Annotated in this window: 22 protein-coding genes; 10 read left to right on the forward strand and 12 right to left on the reverse strand. The window is 54.2% G+C overall.

All coding sequences use genetic code 11. The annotated features are described in order from the left end of the window. Positions 1-66: 66 nt before the first annotated feature. Both BN2684_RS06715 and rsbW (BN2684_RS06720) read left to right on the forward strand, forming a co-directional pair. Positions 67-414, forward strand: a complete 348-nt coding sequence (locus BN2684_RS06715) for an STAS domain-containing protein (RefSeq protein WP_058301387.1) — start codon at positions 67-69, stop codon at positions 412-414. Next, positions 411-854, forward strand: a complete 444-nt coding sequence (gene rsbW / locus BN2684_RS06720) for an anti-sigma B factor RsbW (protein WP_058301388.1) — start codon at positions 411-413, stop codon at positions 852-854. Before BN2684_RS06715 ends, rsbW (BN2684_RS06720) begins: the two co-directional genes overlap by 4 nt. 157 nt (positions 855-1,011) lie before the next feature. Here rsbW (BN2684_RS06720) and BN2684_RS06725 read toward each other — a convergent pair whose 3' ends face one another. Beyond that, positions 1,012-1,467, reverse strand: a complete 456-nt coding sequence (locus BN2684_RS06725; RefSeq protein ID WP_058301389.1) for a Dps family protein — start codon at positions 1,465-1,467, stop codon at positions 1,012-1,014. Positions 1,468-1,641: 174 nt separating this feature from the next. Here BN2684_RS06725 and BN2684_RS06730 point away from each other — a divergent pair, with 174 nt between their 5' ends. The 5 genes from BN2684_RS06730 to BN2684_RS06750 all read left to right on the forward strand — a co-directional run bounded on the left by BN2684_RS06730 (position 1,642) and on the right by BN2684_RS06750 (position 4,390). After that, entirely contained in the window at positions 1,642-2,100 is a 459-nt protein-coding gene (locus tag BN2684_RS06730; RefSeq protein WP_058301390.1) for a DUF948 domain-containing protein, read from the forward strand. A 244-nt stretch (positions 2,101-2,344) separates the two neighbouring features. Further along, a complete protein-coding gene (locus BN2684_RS06735; RefSeq protein ID WP_058301391.1) occupies positions 2,345-2,701 on the forward strand; it encodes an STAS domain-containing protein in 357 nt (118 codons plus the stop codon). Next, on the forward strand, positions 2,698-3,150 hold the full coding sequence (rsbW, locus tag BN2684_RS06740) for an anti-sigma B factor RsbW (protein ID WP_058301392.1): 453 nt from the start codon (positions 2,698-2,700) through the stop codon (positions 3,148-3,150). The genes BN2684_RS06735 and rsbW (BN2684_RS06740) overlap by 4 nt, the downstream gene beginning before the upstream one ends. Then, positions 3,147-3,917, forward strand: a complete 771-nt coding sequence (locus tag BN2684_RS06745; RefSeq protein WP_058301393.1) for a sigma-70 family RNA polymerase sigma factor — start codon at positions 3,147-3,149, stop codon at positions 3,915-3,917. Before rsbW (BN2684_RS06740) ends, BN2684_RS06745 begins: the two co-directional genes overlap by 4 nt. 161 nt (positions 3,918-4,078) lie before the next feature. After that, a complete protein-coding gene (locus tag BN2684_RS06750) occupies positions 4,079-4,390 on the forward strand; it encodes a hypothetical protein (protein WP_234340179.1) in 312 nt (103 codons plus the stop codon). 41 nt (positions 4,391-4,431) lie between these two features. On the opposite strand, the gene BN2684_RS24220 is transcribed toward BN2684_RS06750, so the two are convergent. The 3 genes from BN2684_RS24220 to BN2684_RS06770 form a co-directional block, all read right to left on the reverse strand. Beyond that, a protein-coding gene (locus tag BN2684_RS24220) for an IS630 family transposase (protein ID WP_234340146.1) occupies positions 4,432-5,572 on the reverse strand; the annotation gives its coding sequence in 2 pieces (ribosomal slippage) (positions 4,432-5,134 and positions 5,133-5,572; 1,143 coding nt in all). Positions 5,573-5,834: 262 nt separating this feature from the next. Further along, on the reverse strand, positions 5,835-6,194 hold the full coding sequence (locus BN2684_RS06765; protein WP_058301394.1) for a YtxH domain-containing protein: 360 nt from the start codon (positions 6,192-6,194) through the stop codon (positions 5,835-5,837). Between the two features lie 57 nt (positions 6,195-6,251). Further along, a complete protein-coding gene (locus tag BN2684_RS06770) occupies positions 6,252-6,515 on the reverse strand; it encodes a GlsB/YeaQ/YmgE family stress response membrane protein (protein WP_392388995.1) in 264 nt (87 codons plus the stop codon). A 182-nt stretch (positions 6,516-6,697) separates the two neighbouring features. Between BN2684_RS06770 and cls the strand changes: the two genes are divergently transcribed. Further along, on the forward strand, positions 6,698-8,128 hold the full coding sequence (gene cls, locus BN2684_RS06775) for a cardiolipin synthase (protein WP_058301604.1): 1,431 nt from the start codon (positions 6,698-6,700) through the stop codon (positions 8,126-8,128). 56 nt (positions 8,129-8,184) lie between these two features. Further along, the gene (locus tag BN2684_RS06780; protein ID WP_058301395.1) at positions 8,185-8,478 is read left to right on the forward strand and encodes a hypothetical protein; all 294 of its coding nucleotides are present in this window, start codon (positions 8,185-8,187) and stop codon (positions 8,476-8,478) included. Between the two features lie 107 nt (positions 8,479-8,585). Here BN2684_RS06780 and BN2684_RS06785 read toward each other — a convergent pair whose 3' ends face one another. The 4 genes from BN2684_RS06785 to BN2684_RS06800 form a co-directional block, all read right to left on the reverse strand. Continuing rightward, positions 8,586-9,266, reverse strand: coding sequence for a thiamine diphosphokinase (locus BN2684_RS06785; RefSeq protein WP_058301396.1), 681 nt, complete (start codon positions 9,264-9,266; stop codon positions 8,586-8,588). Beyond that, on the reverse strand, positions 9,263-10,036 hold the full coding sequence (locus BN2684_RS06790; RefSeq protein ID WP_108722167.1) for an oxidoreductase: 774 nt from the start codon (positions 10,034-10,036) through the stop codon (positions 9,263-9,265). Before BN2684_RS06790 ends, BN2684_RS06785 begins: the two co-directional genes overlap by 4 nt. A gap of 87 nt (positions 10,037-10,123) precedes the next feature. Further along, positions 10,124-11,401: a polysaccharide deacetylase family protein gene (locus BN2684_RS06795; RefSeq protein ID WP_058301397.1), complete on the reverse strand. Its 1,278-nt coding sequence runs from the start codon at positions 11,399-11,401 to the stop codon at positions 10,124-10,126. A 37-nt stretch (positions 11,402-11,438) separates the two neighbouring features. Next, positions 11,439-12,617: an MGDG synthase family glycosyltransferase gene (locus tag BN2684_RS06800; protein ID WP_058301398.1), complete on the reverse strand. Its 1,179-nt coding sequence runs from the start codon at positions 12,615-12,617 to the stop codon at positions 11,439-11,441. A gap of 237 nt (positions 12,618-12,854) precedes the next feature. Here BN2684_RS06800 and BN2684_RS06805 point away from each other — a divergent pair, with 237 nt between their 5' ends. Next, positions 12,855-13,826, forward strand: a complete 972-nt coding sequence (locus tag BN2684_RS06805; RefSeq protein ID WP_082651802.1) for a YihY/virulence factor BrkB family protein — start codon at positions 12,855-12,857, stop codon at positions 13,824-13,826. 116 nt (positions 13,827-13,942) lie between these two features. Here BN2684_RS06805 and BN2684_RS06810 read toward each other — a convergent pair whose 3' ends face one another. From BN2684_RS06810 to BN2684_RS06830, 4 genes are read right to left on the reverse strand one after another with little or no spacing between them, the layout of a single operon-like run. Then, positions 13,943-15,052, reverse strand: a complete 1,110-nt coding sequence (locus BN2684_RS06810; protein WP_058301399.1) for a Ger(x)C family spore germination protein — start codon at positions 15,050-15,052, stop codon at positions 13,943-13,945. Next, entirely contained in the window at positions 15,049-16,149 is a 1,101-nt protein-coding gene (locus tag BN2684_RS06815) for a hypothetical protein (RefSeq protein WP_058301400.1), read from the reverse strand. Before BN2684_RS06815 ends, BN2684_RS06810 begins: the two co-directional genes overlap by 4 nt. After that, the gene (locus BN2684_RS06820; RefSeq protein ID WP_082651803.1) at positions 16,146-17,720 is read right to left on the reverse strand and encodes a spore germination protein; all 1,575 of its coding nucleotides are present in this window, start codon (positions 17,718-17,720) and stop codon (positions 16,146-16,148) included. The genes BN2684_RS06815 and BN2684_RS06820 overlap by 4 nt, the downstream gene beginning before the upstream one ends. Beyond that, a complete protein-coding gene (locus tag BN2684_RS06830; RefSeq protein ID WP_058301403.1) occupies positions 17,611-18,738 on the reverse strand; it encodes an MGDG synthase family glycosyltransferase in 1,128 nt (375 codons plus the stop codon). The genes BN2684_RS06820 and BN2684_RS06830 overlap by 110 nt, the downstream gene beginning before the upstream one ends. Positions 18,739-18,850: the final 112 nt, after the last annotated feature.

Here is an 18,850-nt window from a genome sequence, read left to right on the forward strand (position 1 = left end):
GCGAGTGTATTTCTTAGCGAGATTTGATAAACTAGCATCAGACAATCCGAATGGGGTGAATCCGGGATGAATCGCAAGAAATTCGATATGACGGTTAAGGAATCATCGGACAATTATACGATCTATGTGAGCGGGGAGCTCGATTTGGCCGTTTCGGCCGAGTTTCGCTCAGAGATTGAACCGCTGCTTACTTCCGATAAAGAAGTTGTTCTAGACATGGCTGATCTCACTTATATCGACAGCACGGGGATGGGCATCATCATATTTTTCTTGAAGGCGCGCAAGGAGGATGGGAAGGCCCTGTCGGTTCAAAATGTACCGCAAAAGATCAAAAAGCTGTTTGATCTGACGGGGATTACGCGGTTCCTTCCCGTTCACGGCAGCTCTCCTGAAACGAAGGCGGATGGTGTATGATGGTTGGACAGAAACGGATCTTTCTCTCCCTGCCGGCTGAAGCGGAGTGTATTGATATCGCAAGGTTGGCCCTTTACGGCATTTCCAACCAGATGGGCTTTTCCTATGAGGATATTGAGGATATGAAGGTAGCCATCGCTGAAGCGTGCAACAATGTTGTCTTGCATGCTTATGCGGGAGCAGAACAAGGGACCATCGATATTGAATTTTTGCGCAGCGAAGCGGAGCTTACCATCACGGTGAGCGATTCCGGAGAGAGCTTCCCCTATGACCGGGCGGCTCACACTGAAATGCCATATGAAGGCAAGTCGCTGGACGACATCTCCGCTGGCGGGCTCGGCATCTATCTGATGCAAGCGCTCATGGACCGCGTGGAGGTGGAACAGGAGGCCGGCACGAAGGTGATGCTGACCAAGTACCTCACTCCTGTCCCAACCTGAGCCGAACCGATTCCTATGCCCTTTCCGGCATCCATCGAAAGAGCCTTATGCCTGCAGCACGAGGCGGCGAATGGAGCGGAAGGGGTTTTTGTGTTCGATGAAAAAGCCGACGCTCACCGAAAGGGAATCGGTGTGCGCCGGCTTAGGATAACAAGGATTAACGAAGGAAAGCGCGAAGCATCCAGGCGTTCTTCTGCAGATCGGTGATCGTCTGAACGCACAGGTCGGCGGTGGAGTCGTCTTCCGCGTCTTCGGCGATTGCGATCGTTTCCTTCAGCTCCGAGATCAACTGTTCGAAGTCGGCCAATACGGCTTGGACCATTTCTTTGGGGGCTTCGCCACCCTTTGCTTCCTTGATCGTAGCGATCGACAGGCTTTCCTTCAGAGTCGCAACCGGATTTCCTTGCAGAGCCAGAATGCGTTCTGCAACTTCGTCCAGCTTTTCGGCGGTGTAATCATAGAACTCTTCCAATTTGGAATGCAGCTCGAAGAAGTTTTCCCCGGTTACATACCAGTGATAATTGTGGAGCTTCGTGAACAGAACCGTCAGGTTCGCGACCTGTTGGTTAAGAGCTCCTACAACATTTTTGGTTTGGTTTGCAGTCGTTGCCATGATACCTTCCTCCTTTATCGTTATCAGTCAAATTTAGGGTTCTGTTTTATTATACCCAAGGAAAGAGGCAATGAATATGAATATTCATTCACAATTGGCGGTAAGATTCATCGAATGGCAATGCGGGTAACAACCCTTACCTAACAAACCCATCATTTGAGGAGGTAAGCCATCATGATCCTGGAAATCAGTGTGGCGGTGATCGCTATCGCTTTCGCCGCTCTCGTCCTCTTTTTGATTCGTACGCTCCATACGCTTCAAGTCACGCTAAAGGATACGAACAAGACCATTGTCGAGGTTCAGCGGGAGCTGAACGAGGTCAGTACGGAAGTGAAGGGGCTCATCCGCAATACCAATCAGATTACGCTGGACGTCCGAACCAAGATGAAGGCACTTGATTCCTTGTTCGGTACGGTAGAGAACGTCGGGGATACGCTGGAGGGAGTGACGTCCACCCTGCGTACCGCGTCCAATCGCTTCATGACGAATGTCCAGCGGAACATCAATCAGGTCGAAACCCCCGAGAACAAAAAGGTAGATAAGGTGCTGAGCGCCGTCAGCTCGGCCATCGACATCTGGAAGCGGATCAGGCTTCATCGGCTGAACAGCAGGCGGGAAGCGGCCCGTTCTTGAATCCGCGAGTCGAGCAGCTCCGTATCGGAAGCACGGCGTGCTTGCGGCAGCGCGTCCTGTTCGCGGGTACATGCAGAATCTGTTATGATTCAGGTTTTGAGGGAGCGGGTAATGACTCATGAGCTAGTATGCAACACGCTCGGGGGATAACCTCTAGGTAAGGCAAGGCGGCCGAGGGGATCTTTCCGATGCGGTCAAATGGAAACGAAGATCGGATTTTCATTGGAATGAGGGAGGAAACGATATGAATAGAGAGAAGTTTTATATGACCAAGCAGCTCACTCCGCAAAGCATCGCCTTTTCGTTGAGCGGGGAGCTTGATCTGTCATCGGCTCCGGAGATGCAAGAGGAGCTGGAGCCTTACGTGAACCAAAGCGGACGCGCCTTGATCCTGAACTTTCAGGATCTTCAATACATCGATAGCACCGGTATCGGGATCTTGATTCAAATTCTGAAGCGCCGCACTGCCATCGGGAGCGGCTTCAAGTTGATCGGGGTCTCGCCGAAGATCAAAAGGCTGTTTGATATTACGGGAATATCTCAGTACCTGGATCTGGAAGTCGCGGGAATTCCCCAAGAAAGGAAAGAAGATATCGTATGAAACAAGAGGAGCAGCATGTTCAGTTAACCGTGCCGGCCGTTGCCCATTATGTTGATATCGTTCGACTTACGCTTTACGGGATTGCTACGAAATGGGGATTTTCCTATGAAGAAATCGAGGATATGAAGGTCGCGGTTGCAGAAGCGTGCAACAATGCGGTTCTTCATGCGTATAAAGATCGTGAGCCTGGAAAGGTGGACGTGACCTTCAGCGGAGCGGAGGGAGAATGGATCCGGATCTCCGTTAAGGATCAAGGCGCCAGCTTTGACTTCAATCGCAGAAGCGGTCAACCCACTGCCCTGCACGATAAGAAATTGGAAGATGTTCATGCCGGAGGGCTGGGAATCTACATGATGCAGGCCTTGATGGACGATGTTCAGGTGATTACCGACTCCGGAACCGAAGTGATCTTGACTAAGTTTCTCCAACGAAATGGGGAGATGGCATGAAGGCGAATGAGCCGACTCATGAACAGACTTTACTCAACAAGATTGCGGAATATCAGGATACCGGGGCCGAAGAGGTCGTGACGGACCTGCTTATGGAATATGAATCGCTCGTCAAAATGGCAGCGGGCAAAATGTCCCGCAATCGGCCGGATCTCTACGAGGATCTCTATCAAGTCGGGCAGATGTCGCTTCTGCGCTTGTTCAAGCAGTATGACCCGAGTCTCGGCATTCAGTTTGAAGCTTATGCTATGAAGAGCTTGATCGGCCACATGAAGAACTATCTGCGGGACAAGTCCTGGTACATCCAGGTTCCCCGGAGAATCAAGGAAAAGGGGCTGTTGATCCAGCAAACCATCGATGACCTGACCATGAAGCTGGAGCGCTCCCCTAATATCAACGAGATCGCAGAGGCTCTGGAGCTCTCTCAGGAAGAAACCATCGAGGTGCTGGCAGGCCGGGAATGCTACAACTACGTGTCGCTCGATACACCGCTCTCCAGCGACGAAGGGAGTGCCACCATCGGCGATCTGATCGGAGGCACCGGGGATGATTATCATACCATCGAGATGAGAATGGACCTGCAGCAGGCCTTTGTATACCTCAAGGAAGAGGAGAGAAGGGTGCTCGTGATGGCCTATAGCGAGGGTCAATCGCAGCGGACCATCGCCCAAGAGCTCGGGATTTCCCAGATGAGCGTATCCCGCATCCAGAAGAGAGCGATCGAGAAGCTGAAGGATCATTTAACCGAAAAGAAATCGGCAGGATGAGGAACACCGGATGACCGGTGTTCCTTTTTTGTCTGTATCGCTCGTGATTCAAAGGAGGCTTATCGGGTAAGTAGTGGTACCTCAGAGACGAGACTGCTGAGGAATGGCGAAACGGCCATGTTCGGGCCGAATCAAATCCAAGAAGAGGCGGTGTGGTTCTGATGATTAAGCATCGGATCAAATGCTTCGACAGTGAGCTTCTGGTGCGCGAAAGCGGCGAAGCCTCGTACGAGTTAACCATCCAATCGTCCTCCAACCCGCTTGGCTTCGGCAACGCTCTACACACCTTCAAGAGCTGCGATGAGGCGGTCCGGGCCGCCGAGCATTTCTGCGGGCTGTATACGGCCGCTAGAGAGAAGGGATACTATTTGAGGGAGAAGAGTTTTATCAAACCGGACCGGGAAAAGATCGAGGTCTCCAGCCTGCTGCTTACGGGAATGGCGGTGGAGGAGTTTGCCGCCACCTTGTCGTAATCGGTGGTCAACCTGCTGCATGATTCGTGACTAGTAGCTCTTCAATTCTTAAACCGTGGATAAAGTCGTTTTAGCTTGATGCGAGCGTCCTCGGTAGTAAACTGCCAATCGACTCCCTTTTGGGAAAGGTTGCGCGCCTGTTCCCAAGCAGACATTTCAATGGTCAAGTCGGCAATGGAGGGAATGCGACGTCCCAAACATTGACTCGTCAGAACACTGAGCTCGATCTCTGCCATATTGAGCCAACTGCCATGCTTGGGCGTGTAGTGAACCTCGATTCGCTTAGCTAAACGACGAGCGGTCTGCGGATCAAACGCTTGATAGAGTGAAGCGATCGCATGCGTATTGAGATTATCCATCACCAGCCGAATCTTCGGTGCGTCTTTGTAATGAACGTCCAGGAGTTCCCGGATTTGTTCCGCCCACTCGATTCGCGTGCGTTGCTCCCGAACGCTCACATGACGCCAACTGCCCAAGGGTTCCGTGAAAAGAAAGATACTGCAGGTGCCAACTCGGACATATTCACTATCCTGACGTTCAGGTTGGGCGGGCTTCATAGGGATGGGCTGTCTGGCTTCATCCAACAGTTGGTAGGGTTTCTCGTCCATGCAGATCACGGGGCAATCCGCATCATAGGGCAACCGATAGACATCCAACACATCCTCCATCGCAGCGACAAATGTGGCATTCTGCTCGGGGGGAATACACCAGCATTTATGAAGATGGGGTTTGAGCTCGTTTTTTTAACACTTGCCGGACAGTTTCGTAGGAGAGCCCCTCCACATACTGAAGTTCGACCGCTCGATTCGCCAGCAAGTGCAGGGTCCAGCGGCTTCGTCCCTCCGGGGGTGCACTGCAGCTTAGGGCGATGATCCTTGCCTCCACTTCTCCGGTTATTTTGGGAGCAACAGGGGGAGTCACCCGCTTTTTTCGCTTCACTGCTCCATCCAACCCTTGCTCGGTATACGCTTTACGAATGGCATAGACCGTATTGGGATGCACGCCTAACCGCTCGGCAATCTCCCGTTCTTTTAAGGCCCCGCCTTCACGATTCTTATCGGCCGCCAGCAGAATGTGTGCCCGGCGGATGGCACGAGCGCTTGCCTTTCCTTTCGATACCACCACGGTTAACTGGTTTCGCTCTTCTTCGGACAGTGATATCGGATAGCTTATCGGTCGCATCGTATTACCTCTTTTTGCCACTACTTTACCACAGATTGCATTTTCATACTATTAGAATTGAAGAGCTACTAGTACGCTGTCAGCCCTAATCGTGTGGATATGAATCGGCGTCAATGGGTATGAGAAGTTGTGCGAAGACCACGGTTTTTAAGCTGACAGCGTACTAGTTGGATTGCGGGCTTCCGGCAGCGGGAGCCCTTCTCTTGCTCCTTCACATACAAAAGAGCCGGTTCCCGCAGGAACCGGCTGTGTCTTCATCCTCTCAATAGCTGGAATCTGACTTATTCATGGATTTGGCTTCATCGACGACCGTCTCTTTGGCCGAGTCGAGGCCATCTTTGGCCTCATCCAGGACGTCCTCGCCGGCGCTCTTCGCCGTGTGTAAGGTGTCCTTGGCGGAAGAGAGGACGGTGCTCGCTTTGTCGGATGCTGTACGGACCAGATCGGAAGCCGTCTGAGTGACATTTCCCGCCACGCGCGAGGTAGACTCACAGAGACCGTTATAGCGGTTCGTCAAGTCTGCTCTCATTTCCTTGCCCGGCTTTGGGGCGAGCAGAAGAGCGGATACCGCGCCGATGGCGCCGCCAATCAACAGTCCGGGTAGGGTTCCTTTCTTTGCCATGATTCACACGCTCCTTATCCATTGTGAATTGCTATTGTCCTAGCCAGTGACGAGGGATTAACGGGTTTTGGCCATGCTGCGAGACATCAGGCCGATTAGGAAGACGACAAGGGCTGCGCCGATAATCGCCGGTATGATCGCAAAGCCGGCGATGACGGGCCCGAAGTGGCCGAACAGAAAATGACCGAGCCACGCACCGACGAATCCGGCAACCATCGAGCCGATAACGCCGCCCGGCATATCGGAACGAACCAACGCATCCCCGATAAAGCCGATGATAATCGCCATGATGATGCTGACCAGCACTCCAAGCAGACTCATGGACGCTCATCCTTTCTATGCGGTTTGTTGTGCCTACCATAATGTAAACGCCTGGGTTTGGCTTGAAACAAAGGCGGGACGGGCTTTGTTTTTCCACAGCGGCGCCGGGGTAATAAGGTTTGCAAGCTCAACAGGCTGGTGAGATCAACGCAAGATGCCGCAGATCACGGAGGGATTATATGCTGGTTTGGCTGGTGATCGCACTCCTCTTGTTTGTCATTCAGGTAGGACTTGTCCTGCTGCTCGAATTCAAGAATCCTTCCAAGACAACGGCCTGGCTGGTGATTATCTTCCTGCTTCCCGTCCTCGGCTTTATTCTGTACTATTTCGTGGCGAGGGAATACCGGAAGCGGCGATTTGTCAGACGGCATGGAAGAAAGACCCACTACCTGCTTCCCGAAGGGGTTCTGCATAACATTGATATCGCCATGAAGGCAAAGGAGCTGCGCAATCCCGACGCGGCGAAGCAGAAGAGGCTGTTCGGTCTGCTGAAAAGCCTTCCGGAATCCCCCATCACGCTCTGCAACGAAACGGAGATCTACTCGGAAGGCAGCACGGCGTTCGAAGCGATTCGCCGTGCGCTTGAAGGCGCAAAGCATCACATTCATTTGGAGTACTACATCATTCATTCGGATACCATTGGGATGGAGATTCAGGAGATTCTGATTCGGAAGGCGAAGGAAGGCGTGGAGGTGCGGCTCGCGTATGACGGACTCGGCAGCTACAAGCTGAAATCGTCGTACATCCGCGAGCTGCAGGAGGCGGAGGTGAAGGTGGGATGCTTTTTCCCGCTCAGGGCCGCCTTCTTCACAAGGAATCTGAACTACCGCAATCACCGCAAGATTCTCGTCGTGGACGGAATCGTCGGCTTTCTCGGGGGAATCAACATCGGCGACGAGTATTTGGGGCGCAATCCCCGCTTCGGCTATTGGCGGGATACGCATATGCGGCTGTTTGGCGATTCCGTGCACTTTCTGCAGCAAACCTTCCTTAATGATTGGGAGTTCGTTACGGGAGAGAAGCTTGTTGATCCCGTCTATTTTCCGGAGCATGGCTGTCTCGGCCAGGAGCGAATTCAGATCATTGCAAGCGGTCCGGACGGGGAGTGGGACACCATTCAGGAGATGTTCTTTGGCGCTATGAGCACGGCTGTCGACCGCATCGATATCGTGTCGCCGTATTTCATTCCCGATCCGAGCATCCTGATGGCGATCAAAACCGCGGCTTTGTCCGGAGTCCATGTGCGGGTCATCCTTCCCGGCATCTCGGATCATCCGTTGGTGAAATGGGCCGCCTTCGCTTATATTGAGGAGCTCATGAAAGCAGGCGTCCGCTTCTTTTTGTACCGGAAGGGCTTTATCCACGCGAAGATTCTCATCGTCGATGAGACGATGGCTACGGTGGGGACGGCCAATATGGACATGCGGAGCTTCTTCGATAATTTCGAAATGAACGCGGTGATGTTCGACAAGGAGACGATCCGCAAGCTGGATGAGGATTTCCGTGAGGATTTGGTCGATAGCGAGGAGATGAGTCTGGAACGGTTCGCGCGACGCTCCCGAAAGCAGCGAGCGAAAGAAGTGTTCGCCAGAATGCTTTCTCCTCTATTATAATGGCAAGAGACTAGGCAGAATCGCGTTCTAGCATGAAGGCAGAAAGAGGGATACCGATGGGAGTCAAGTTTGCCCGCGAATACGAAGAGATCGTCGAAGAGCTGACGGATGCGCTGCTCGAGGTGCAGGGAAGCTATGAATTTCTGGACATGACGGATGAGGACTGGGAAGCGCTTGCTGAGAGCGAGCGAAGGGAGTGCATCCGAACGCTGGCCGATGACGTCTTCTATGGCCTCGGGACGGAGCCGGATCTGGAGCTCGGAAACGGGAAAGTCGCCTATGATGCCCGCAAACACTGGATTCAGGTTGCAGATGGGGACAAGGTCACCCGGATCATCAGGCTGATTTGAGGGGTACAGGGAAACAGGATAAAAGCCGCTGGCAACAGGAGCGTGTATTCAAACCGATTCATTCCGTTTGAATACACGTTTGAATCCGGAGCCGGCGGCTTTTTCGTTTAATCTACGCTTTGGATGATGAGGAGGAGTCCGGCTGCAGTTCGAACCGTTCCTTCGTCTCCGTTCAAGACATTGCTAATGCCAAGCGACTGTCCCATGGTCAGGGTCGCTTCCTCCAGCGGGTAGAGAAAACCGCTGAGGGTAATCCCTGTCACCTGCGGAGTTAAAGGCAAGAGAGAGACGTTCGCGAATCGGTTCTTGGTCACCGTCAGCGGACGGCCCGGCTGCACGAGCGTCACTTCGTTATGCGCATCGACGATGCGGCAGGAGACGCCACGCTCTGCGCATTTCACGAGCAGGTGGACATTTGCCAGCGAATGGTCGAAGCGGGTTCCGAGGACGCCGAGCAGGGTAATCGAGGAGGGCGAGTCCGCGAGCGCACGCTCGACGGCCATTTCCGTGTCCGTATAGTCCTTGTCGATCGGATCGCAGGCTTCCATGCTGCGGCTCGCTTCTTCGATGAGGCGGAGCTCCGTACCGCTGACCGAATCGAAATCGCCGATGGAGAGATCGGGCGTTTGTCCGTTCTCGACAAGAAACCAAGCGCCGTGATCGGCTCCAATCAAGCGGTCGCCAGGCTGGATCTCCGCGAGCGCCCAAGCTCCCAGCTCCCCTCCACTGAAGATGACGGCCCTCCGAGCAGCTCCGGAAGGTGGGTGTTTGGTGAAGTCTGTTGTCATGCGCGGCTCAGCTCCTTCATCCGGGAGTTGTAAAGCTCGGCCAGCTGGAACAGCTCGGTCCCGCTATGCGTATTAGCTCCTCTGCTAGTTGATCCGGAGCCGGGCGCGGATACGGGAGATGATACGAGAGCGGGTGTGGGCTTATCCAGGGCGGAGGCTAACATCGCCTTCGCGAGATCCTCCGCTTGGATCGCTCGATAGAGGGCGAGCGGACCGCGGAACAGGAGGGACAGACCGCGCATGACATAAGACCCGACTCGTTCCCCAAGCCGGAATTCTTGGCGGTCGCCTAAGAGGAGCGAGGGACGGTAGATGTGGAGCTCGCGAAGCGGGAGCTTCGCCGTCTCCTCCTCCATCCGGCCCTTGATCCGAGAGTAGAAGATACGCGAGCGCGAATCGGCCTGGGCGGCTGAGATGACATGATAGGAGCGGGCACCCGCATCGCCCGACAAGCGCGCCGCCGCCAGGGGGTAATCCAAGTCCACCCGGGCGAAAGCTTCTTGGCTGCCCGCCTTGCGAATGGTCGTGCCGAGGCAGCAGAAGACCCAGTCCACGGCGAATTCGCTGGAGTGTTCGTCCAGCCGGTCGAAGTCTGCAACCACATAGCGAAGCTTGTCGTGGACAATGGGAAGGGGACGGCGGACGAGCGCCGTGACCCGCCCGCAGGCAGGGTCTTCAAGCAGCAAGCGCAGGAGGGAGCTGCCCACCAGGCCGGAGGCTCCGAGCAGAAGAGCCGAGTTCCCGGATGAAGCGGGAGATGAGACCGTCATGGATAGAAGTCAATCCTTTCTGGAAAAGCCGCTCGATCCGCAGGAACCGGATGAGCGGCTTTTGATTTTCACAGGGATGAGGCCGCATCAGGCGGCGTATCGGCTTTCCAGTTCTTTCGAGGAAATGGCGATAATCTTCGGCACAAGGAGGTCGGTCTTGGTCTTCAAGCGATCCTTGCCGTCGGGATGAATGACGTACATGAGCAGACGCAAATAAAATTTGGTGAAGAAGGCAAAGGGACCGGAAGGTAAGTCGAATACGGTAAAGCCCAGCTGTTCCGGACCTCGGTTGATCAGGGTGATGCCGTAGAGACCCTTGACATCGCGGTAAGCCGGATCGGTTTCGATCAGATGGGTGATCTGCGGCAGAAGCGCGCGTGTCTTACGAATCATTTGAATCGCGAGATGGGTAGAGTTCCGGCTCGTTCTTCCAAGCTCGAAGAGGGTATCATTGTTTAGGTGCAGCTCGAGAATCCGATCCCCCTTCACGAACACTTCCCCGTCCTCCAGAGTCAAGGGCTTGCTGTCGGTGTATTCCCGTACCCTCACCTGCAGGAAGGTGTTGTCCGGATCGACCGGCACGATGTGGAACAGCTTGATGAAGAAGCGTTCCCATGTCATCCACAGCTTGATCAGAACCCGCTTCGCCATGCCGATGGTGGACGGCTGCCCCGTTAATTGATCGATTCGCGCGAAGGTGTAGCCGAGCGCTTTGAACTCGACGACCGCTTCGGCAAGCGCCTCCAACATAAAGCCGGGAGCGTCTTCGTCCGCGCCTAAGGTGTCTCCGCTGTCATGAAGGAGGATGATAGCACCGTCGCTCACGCCTTCGGACAATCTCTGCTTTAAGCCGGCGCTGCCGATGGAGCTGTTCCAGTCGTGGGTCATGAGCGACCAGAGCACGATCTTGTAGTTTTTCTTCAGGATGAAATCGAAGATGTTGATGATTCCCCAGGGCGGACGATAATAGGTGGGGCGTACCCCGATGATCCCTTCCACGATGGACGCGGAACGGTCAACATGCCGATGCTTGACCCTCCAGGGCGACATCAGCCAGTTTGAGAAATGCGTGTAGTTATGAATTCCGATTTGATGGCCTTCTTCGTGAATTCGCCGGATCAGCTCGGGATGCCTTTCCGCCTTTGATCCCAGAACGAAGAATGTCGCTTGTATGCCGTGCTCCCTGAGTAGATCGAGCAGCTTCGGCGTGTAGTTCGGGTCAGGTCCATCATCGAAGGTGAGGGCGAGCTGCCTCTTGCCTCCCCGGCGAATGACTCCGACACTGAGCATTCTCGTCAGGATCCAGGGGAGAAGCATGTAGACGGCAAGGAAGATCAAGATCCCCCAAATCAACTTTTCTTTCATGGTCTAACCGGTCCTCCTTGATGAAATAACAGTATGATCAGGCCCTGGCGTATAGAGCGTCACTGAGCTTGCGGGGGCGGTTCGCGGCGTCGGTCTCCAGGATAGACAAGAGCGCCTCATAGGCGGCATGCTCCCTCCGGCAGCCGGCCGCTTGTCTCCGAAGGCCGGCGAGACGCTCCGGATTTCGAAGCAGCGAGTTGAGTAGAGCCGCCAGCTCCTTCTCATGCCCAGCTTCGATGGCGACACCCGCTTCGACGAGGAAGGCCGAGTTGTCCGTTTCCTGCCCGGGCAAGGGCTTATACAGCAGCATGGGAAGCCCGGTGGCGATCGCCTCGGAGGTGGTGAGCCCGCCCGGCTTCGTAATCAGCAGATCGGCTGCGGCCATCCATTCGTGGACATTGTCCACATACCCTGTGATGGTGATGGAATGGCGACAATCAGCCAACTCCTTGGCCAGACTTTCCTGGAGCTTGCGGTTGCGCCCGCAGATCAGAACGAACTGGGCGTCTACGGCAATGTCGCCGGTGAGCAGCAGAGAGGAGCTTTCCTTGGCGATCATTCCGAGCCCTCCGCCCATCAGAAGCACGACGGGCCTTTCCCGATCTAAGCCGAGCTTGTCCCGAAGCTTCATTCGATCCTGAGCCATCGTGAACTCGGGACGGACGGGAATACCGGTCACCGAAATTTGGGATTCCCGGATTCCATGGCTGACGAGAGCATCCCGCACGCGTTCAGACGCGACGATATACCGATCGGTATAAGGATGCAGCCAATAGCTGTGATCGGTGTGGTCGGTAATCACCGTGATGGCGGGAAGTCCGGATAACCCGCTTTCCTTCAGCATGGAGATCCCGGCGGCGGCTGGCGGGAAGGTGGTGACGATCACCGTCGGCCGCACCTCTTGAATCAGTCTCTCCAGCCGGCTCAAGGTATAAAATTTCATTTTGCGGAAGAGCTGGGACATGAGGTTTTCACCCCGGGTCTTCTGAAAAAGATAGCCGTAGACAAGCGGGAACCGGGTCACCCACTTGGTATAAAAGTATCGGCCCACCGGATGCAGCTTCGGATGGGTGACGGAGGGAAAGTTGACCAGTACGGTCTGTGCCTCTGGGCCGTACAGCCGCGCCGCCTCCGCTATCGCCCCGGCAGCTTGGATATGCCCGTCCCCCAGGTCGCCGGTCAGGATCAAAATTTTGTGCATTTGTCCAGAACCCATCGTAGGACACCTCGTTCAGGGCGCCAATCATGGCGGAATCGCCTCGTTCGCGCCTTTCTTCATAATAAACCAATTAAACCGGATAATGAATGGATATTTCCTTCGAATTGCAAATTATTATCAATGGTTAGTCATTTGGCATTTTGATTCACGTTTTTGAGAGGAGGTTAAGAAATCATGCAAAGCCTACATAAGGGTACCACAAGGCGAGCCCAGTAGGAAAGGCGGGATAGGAGCATGGGCCCAAAGTTAACATCGTTTTTACAAAATTTATACTGCCGCTACCAGGAGGATGAGGTGCCTGCTATGGGCGCCCAGCTCACCTATTACTTGATTCTAGCGATCTTTCCCTTTCTGATCTTCCTTGTGGCGATGATCAGCTTCACTCCGTTGTCGCCGGATGAGATTCTCCGCAGCCTGCAGCGATTTCTTCCGCAAAGCTCACACGATACCATCCGCAGCACGCTGATCGAAATTCAGCAGGCGAGGAGTCAGACTCTCCTTTCCTTCGGGATGATGGGGACCATCTGGTCGGCGTCCAAGGGAGTGGACGCGATCATGAAGGCGCTCAACAAAGCCTACGATGAAGAGGAGACGCGGCGCTATTACCAGGTCAAGGGAATTTCGGTCCTGTTTACGCTGGCTCTCGCCGTTTCCATCGCCCTGACGTTCTTTCTGCTCATCTTGGGCGAATGGGTCGGTAATCAGATGTTCGCCTTCTTCTCGATTCCCGATTCCTTCGACGCGCTTTGGGGAGCCGGCAAATACGCAATTCCGCTCGCGGTTCTGGCCCTCGTCTTCGTATCCTTGTACAAGTATATTCCGAACTGCCGTCTGACATTCAAGGAGGTCCTTCCGGGAGCAGCCTTCTCGACCTGCGGCTGGATTGTCACCTCGCTCTTCTTCTCGTTCTACGTGAACAACTTTGGCAGCTACACCAAAACCTACGGGAGCCTCGGAGGAGTGATCGTGCTGCTTATCTGGCTGTATCTGAGCAGCGTGATCATCGTACTGGCAGGAGAAATCAACGCGACGCTGCACTTTGATCGCAACGGAAAGACTCGCTCCGTCTGCAAGCGGTTCTCGCTGCAGATTCCCATTCTGACGAAGAAGAAGCTGCCCAACCCGAACCGGCCTCCGGAGGAGATCAAACCGCTCTATCCGAAGGACGAGGTGCACGAGGGGAAGAATCGTGTTCCGTTCAAATGAAACTTCCGCATTAGCGCGCTGGAGCTTTAGCCGCGGGAAAGCGGTGACTGCTCCAGCGCTTTCTTCTTATAGGACGCGGTTCGCTGCGCCATCCCCTGCACCGGAAGCGCCTGTTTTTATTTGATAATCCCCGTTCCTCGCATGGTGCAGTCCACCTGAACAGAAAAGTCCATGGCGGGATATAAGGCCCGCCACTGTGTCCAGTCGCGGTCTGCATCATGGTGGGTTGCCCGGTAACGCAACCCAAAGCCGAGCGGATCGGTGCCGGAGTCGCGGATCTTCTCCATAAGCTTCAGGTAATCAGCCGCCATGTGGTCCTGAGTCAGCTTTTCAAGCCGGCCCCATTCTTGGGTACGATAGGAATTGGTGTGCTGGAGCATGACAGAGGCCTTTATTTTCGCGACATGTCTGAGCTTTCCTTGGGGGGTGCGGAGCAGTTTGTAGTTGTAGCGCATCCTTTTAATTTCCAGGCTGTACGATTCGTCTCCATGATGAAAGGAATATTCGCGGACCATTCGCTGCCGAGTCAGCTGATTCAGGAACCGGGTCTCCTCAGGGGTAAGTATCAACTCGATCTTGGACGTTGCGAGCAGCGCGACCTGATCGACTAGATAAGTTCCCTGAGAAGGACGGACTATGGGCATATAGGGAGTGAGTCCTTTCTCGGTGGAACGCCGATAATATTCAGAAACCGTAATCGGCATGATGTACGAGGAATTATTCCCCTCGCGGCCGAAGATCAAGATGAGCGAATTGGAGGGAAGGCGTTCGGAAGGCGGGCTCGTCTTTAAGACCGATTCGGCGGTTGGATCACCGACGCTGAGATAGGCGATGCCTTGGATATCATGTCTGCGCACGAGCCAATCCAAGGAGTTTTGAATGTTCCGGCTCATCAGCTTCAAGCCGAGGATGAAGGCTTTGGTTTGACTGAAATCCAGATGCTTGTCAACCCGGGAGCCAATCAATCCGATCGCCTCCGAGATCGTAGCCGCCTCCTCGGACACGAGCTGGAATTTATGAGGCAGCCCCGGCTCGATATGAGAGGCGGGAATTGCCAGCTTTAGTGTAACTTTATACGGTTTTTGCGGATTACCCGATTCATCGAACCCGACCGCCACAACAAAAAAACGTTTGTCGATGTCCCGAAACGTGCACCCGGGTAGAAACAGCAGGAGGGATGCAACGAGCAGAGAGTAAATGACTTTCTTCCAATAAAAGGGGATCATGAGCTTCTCACCTTTCTGGCTGCCATGACCATGAACAAGACAAGCAGTATTTCCGCACCCAGACGAACGAGGAACCAGATGCGAAGGATGGACAGGGAATCGCGAAAAGTTAAGAAGTAAGCGAACAAGACGGTAACAACGATAAACAAGCCAACGATGATCCAGGAAGCGCCGATAGCGGTATTCCTTCTCGGATCGGGTTTCGCCTTAAGCAGGCCGGATTTAATTAACTCGCAGCCGATATGCCAGACGAAGGCGATAAACATGAGCGACAGATTAAAGTTAAGAAAGAGAAACAGGAACAAGACCCGCTCGATTACACCGTAAGGCATCCGCAGCATATCGGAAGTGCTGATCCAGACAAAGGCGTAGTTGTTGACACCTATCGTCCCATGTAACCCGATCGGGACCAGGAAAGTGATCAGAAGGACGCTCATTCCAACCAATGCGATGAAGCCGTAGCGCACCCGTTTGCCCTTCATGCTCGGTTGGAGCCGATTGGTAATCCCGATGCTAGTATATCCCGAGAAAACGTAGGTGGCCGCTCCAAGAGAAAACCATGCCGGCTTTGTCATGAGATAGTCGGACATCGTGCGGATCGCATCGAGTTTCAAGTCGGCGCTGCCCATTGCTTTAGTGAGAATGATGATGATGAGTGGAATGTTCAGCAACAGCATGATCTCCGAGAAGGCAATGACGGAGCTGGTTGAGCGTGTCGCTCCGAGAGCTGTGACGAGGCAAAACGCGAAGACGACCAGCAGGTAGGACATATCCGGGAATATGAAGCGGGTTACGATGGTCGAGTATGCAATGATGACAAACGTACCTGCGTTAAAGATCATGATCCCATAGAGAACAAGGTAAGGTTTCAAAAACCAGGGGGGGAGATAACCGGCGAGAATCTCCGGCGCTCCTTGCTCCGGAAATAGCTTCAGGGTACGGGTAAAGCCATATAGCAGCAGCATCGACAGAGGGAGACTCAAGAGCATGGAGGGGATGGCTCCTGTAAACCGCTGCTCGATCAGGATATGCGGCACGAATAAGATGATGTTCATACTCATGGTCTTGATCAACGCGATGTAATAATAGCGGTTCATACGGCTCCTCCCTTTCGACGAGGATACCTCTTCATGAAGCGAAACTGATCCGGCAGCTTCAGGTAAGGTTTACCGAAGCTAGTCATGCTGCACAAGGCTACGATCAGCAGAAACATCCCGAAGGTGATACCGAGAATGCCGAAGAAACTGGCTAGTAGCACAATCGGATACTTCACGAAGCGCATGGCGAAGCCCATCGTGTTGATTGGGATAACAAAATTGGCGATTGCGACTGTCGAGATGATGATGATCATGATGCTGCTGACAAGCCCCGCCTGTTGGGCCGCTTGTCCCAGAATAAGCCCTCCGACCGTGGTGGCGGTAGCCCCGATATAGCGGGGCAGACGGATGCTGGATTCGATTAACGCTTCAATAATAAAGAGCATGATGAGCACTTCGACAAAGGACGGATAAGGTACGGCGGCCCGGCTTCCGGCAATCGACAAGGCGAGCTGCATGCGGAAGATCTCCGGATTATAAGAGACGATGCTGACGTAGAGGCCGGGCAGGAACAAGGTCAAGGCCAGGGAAATATAGCGAAGCAGAATCAGAGCGTATGAAAGCCAGAACTGGTTGTTGATGTCATCAAGCGAGGTCATAAAATCATGGAAAGCAGCGGGTGCTATCAAGGCTGAGGGAGAACCTTTCAGCAAAAGCACAATCTTTCCCTCCGATAGAGCGAGCGCGACTCGGTCCGATCGCTCCGTCACGAGCATGTTCGGAAATAGGGAAAATCTCATCTCGTTCATCAAAACCATGAGCTCGCCGGTGGAGCTGACGGTGTCCACATGCAGCCGCTTTAAGCGCTTGCGGACTTCCTCAAGCGCTCCTTGCTCAGCCATTCGGCTGTCGTAGAGGACGAGGCCGTCCAGCTTGGACAGCCTGCCCGCCTTATAAGATTCCGCAATGAGCTCTGGATTCGGGTAGCGGGAGCGGATCTGATTCAGGCTCTCATCGAGAACCTCGCTCAGCGCATACCTGGAGCCCAGGATGTTACTCTCGATGTTGGTCTCCACCGGGGCTTTGTTGGTGGGATTGGTCAGCGACAGCGTGAAGATTCGCCCCTGAACGAAGACCGCCACATACCCTTGGGTCAGCTTGCTCGTGAGCTCGCCCGCTTCTGTCGGCTTCGCTCCGCTGGTGCGCAGGGAATAGACAAAGTCCTCCATTTCAGAATTCTCCAGAAAGGGAGTGATCACATGTTCACCTATACGACTATCGCTGCATAGAGAGGAGTAATAGACCAGATGAGCGTGACGGCCTTCTTGGATGAGTTCTCTTGTTTTGACATCGGCAGAATGTCCGAGTGCTTCAATGAGGTCGTTCAGCGGATTATTCATACGGGGAGTATTTGCAGGTCGGTGGGAAAATATCCCGTTCGAACGTCCGGATTCTTCACGACTGCGGCTGGAAAATACAAAGCCTCCCGCATGCCTTGCGAGCATGGGGAGGCGAGTCGGTTTAGGCTTGCTGTTCGAGAAGGCTGAGGATGACCTCGGAGCAGACATCTGGGTTAGTGGCGTTCTTGCGGTTGTCCCGGAGAGCTTGGCGCTTGGCGACAAAGCGGTCATGCTCCCGGACCAGCTTGCCGAACCAGCTTTCGATGTCGGCCGGCGATCCGATGAGGACGCCGTACCCGTTATCGATGAAATACTGGGCGTTCTCTTCCTCTTGACCGGGGATCGGATTGTAGAACAGCATCGGAATACCCTTCGCGAGCCCTTCCGAGCAGGTCATCCCTCCGGGCTTGGTCACAAGCAGATCGGCCACATCCATCAACTTGCCGATCTCCTTGGTGTACCCCATCAATTTGATGTTGGGATGCATGAGCCGGGGGTCTTCCGACAGCTGCTCCCGCAGCTTCTCGTTATTGCCGAGGCAGAAGATCATCTGCACCCGGTCGCTGAACCTGCTGGCGCGATAGATCAGCTCGTCTTCCTTGATGAGGCCCCATCCGCCGCCCATGAAGAGCACGGTTGGCATATCCTTAAGCCCGAATTCGCTGCGGATCTCGTCCCGATCCATCGGCTTCCAGAAATCCGGATGCACCGGCATCCCGGTAACCGATATAATATCGGAAGAAACTCCCTTCTTGATCAGCTTCTCCTTCACTTCGGGAGCAGACACCAGATAATGGTCGACTTCGGAGCCGACCCAAGTGCCGTGAGCGTCATAATCGGTGATGACGGTAACGAGCGGAGTCGTCAGTCCGGCGCGCTTCAGCCGCGATACCACGATGCTCGGGAACATATGCGTGCAGACGATCATATCCGGCTGCAGCTGTTCAATGATCTCCTCCGTGGCATTGTAAAAGATGCGATGAAGGGCCATCGAGGTGAACCGGTTCAGCTCTTTTTTGTATTTGCTTTTATAAAGCTTTCCGAACAGCTTCGGCTGCGAAGTGATCGTCTTGCGGTACGCGGAGAAGATCCATGGGGCAATGGTCGGATGCTGAAACGCCCCGAGCTCGAGCACGCGGGTGCGGACCGAGGGGGAATGCCTGCGGAGGCCGACGGAAATCGCGTGCGCCGCTTGAGTATGTCCCGAGCCGAATCCCTCGGATAGAAGAAGGATTCTTTTTTTTCTCACGAAAGATTCACCTTGCCTTATTCCATCCAAATTCCCACAGACCGGCTCCTAGAGCCGAAACACAGGGTTCTATAAGTCCCGTCTATCATCATATCATGTTAGCGGTCCCGGA

It is taken from the genome of Gorillibacterium timonense (assembly GCF_001457415.1).
In the GTDB taxonomy this organism is placed as follows: Bacteria; Bacillota; Bacilli; order Paenibacillales; family NBRC-103111; genus Gorillibacterium; species Gorillibacterium timonense.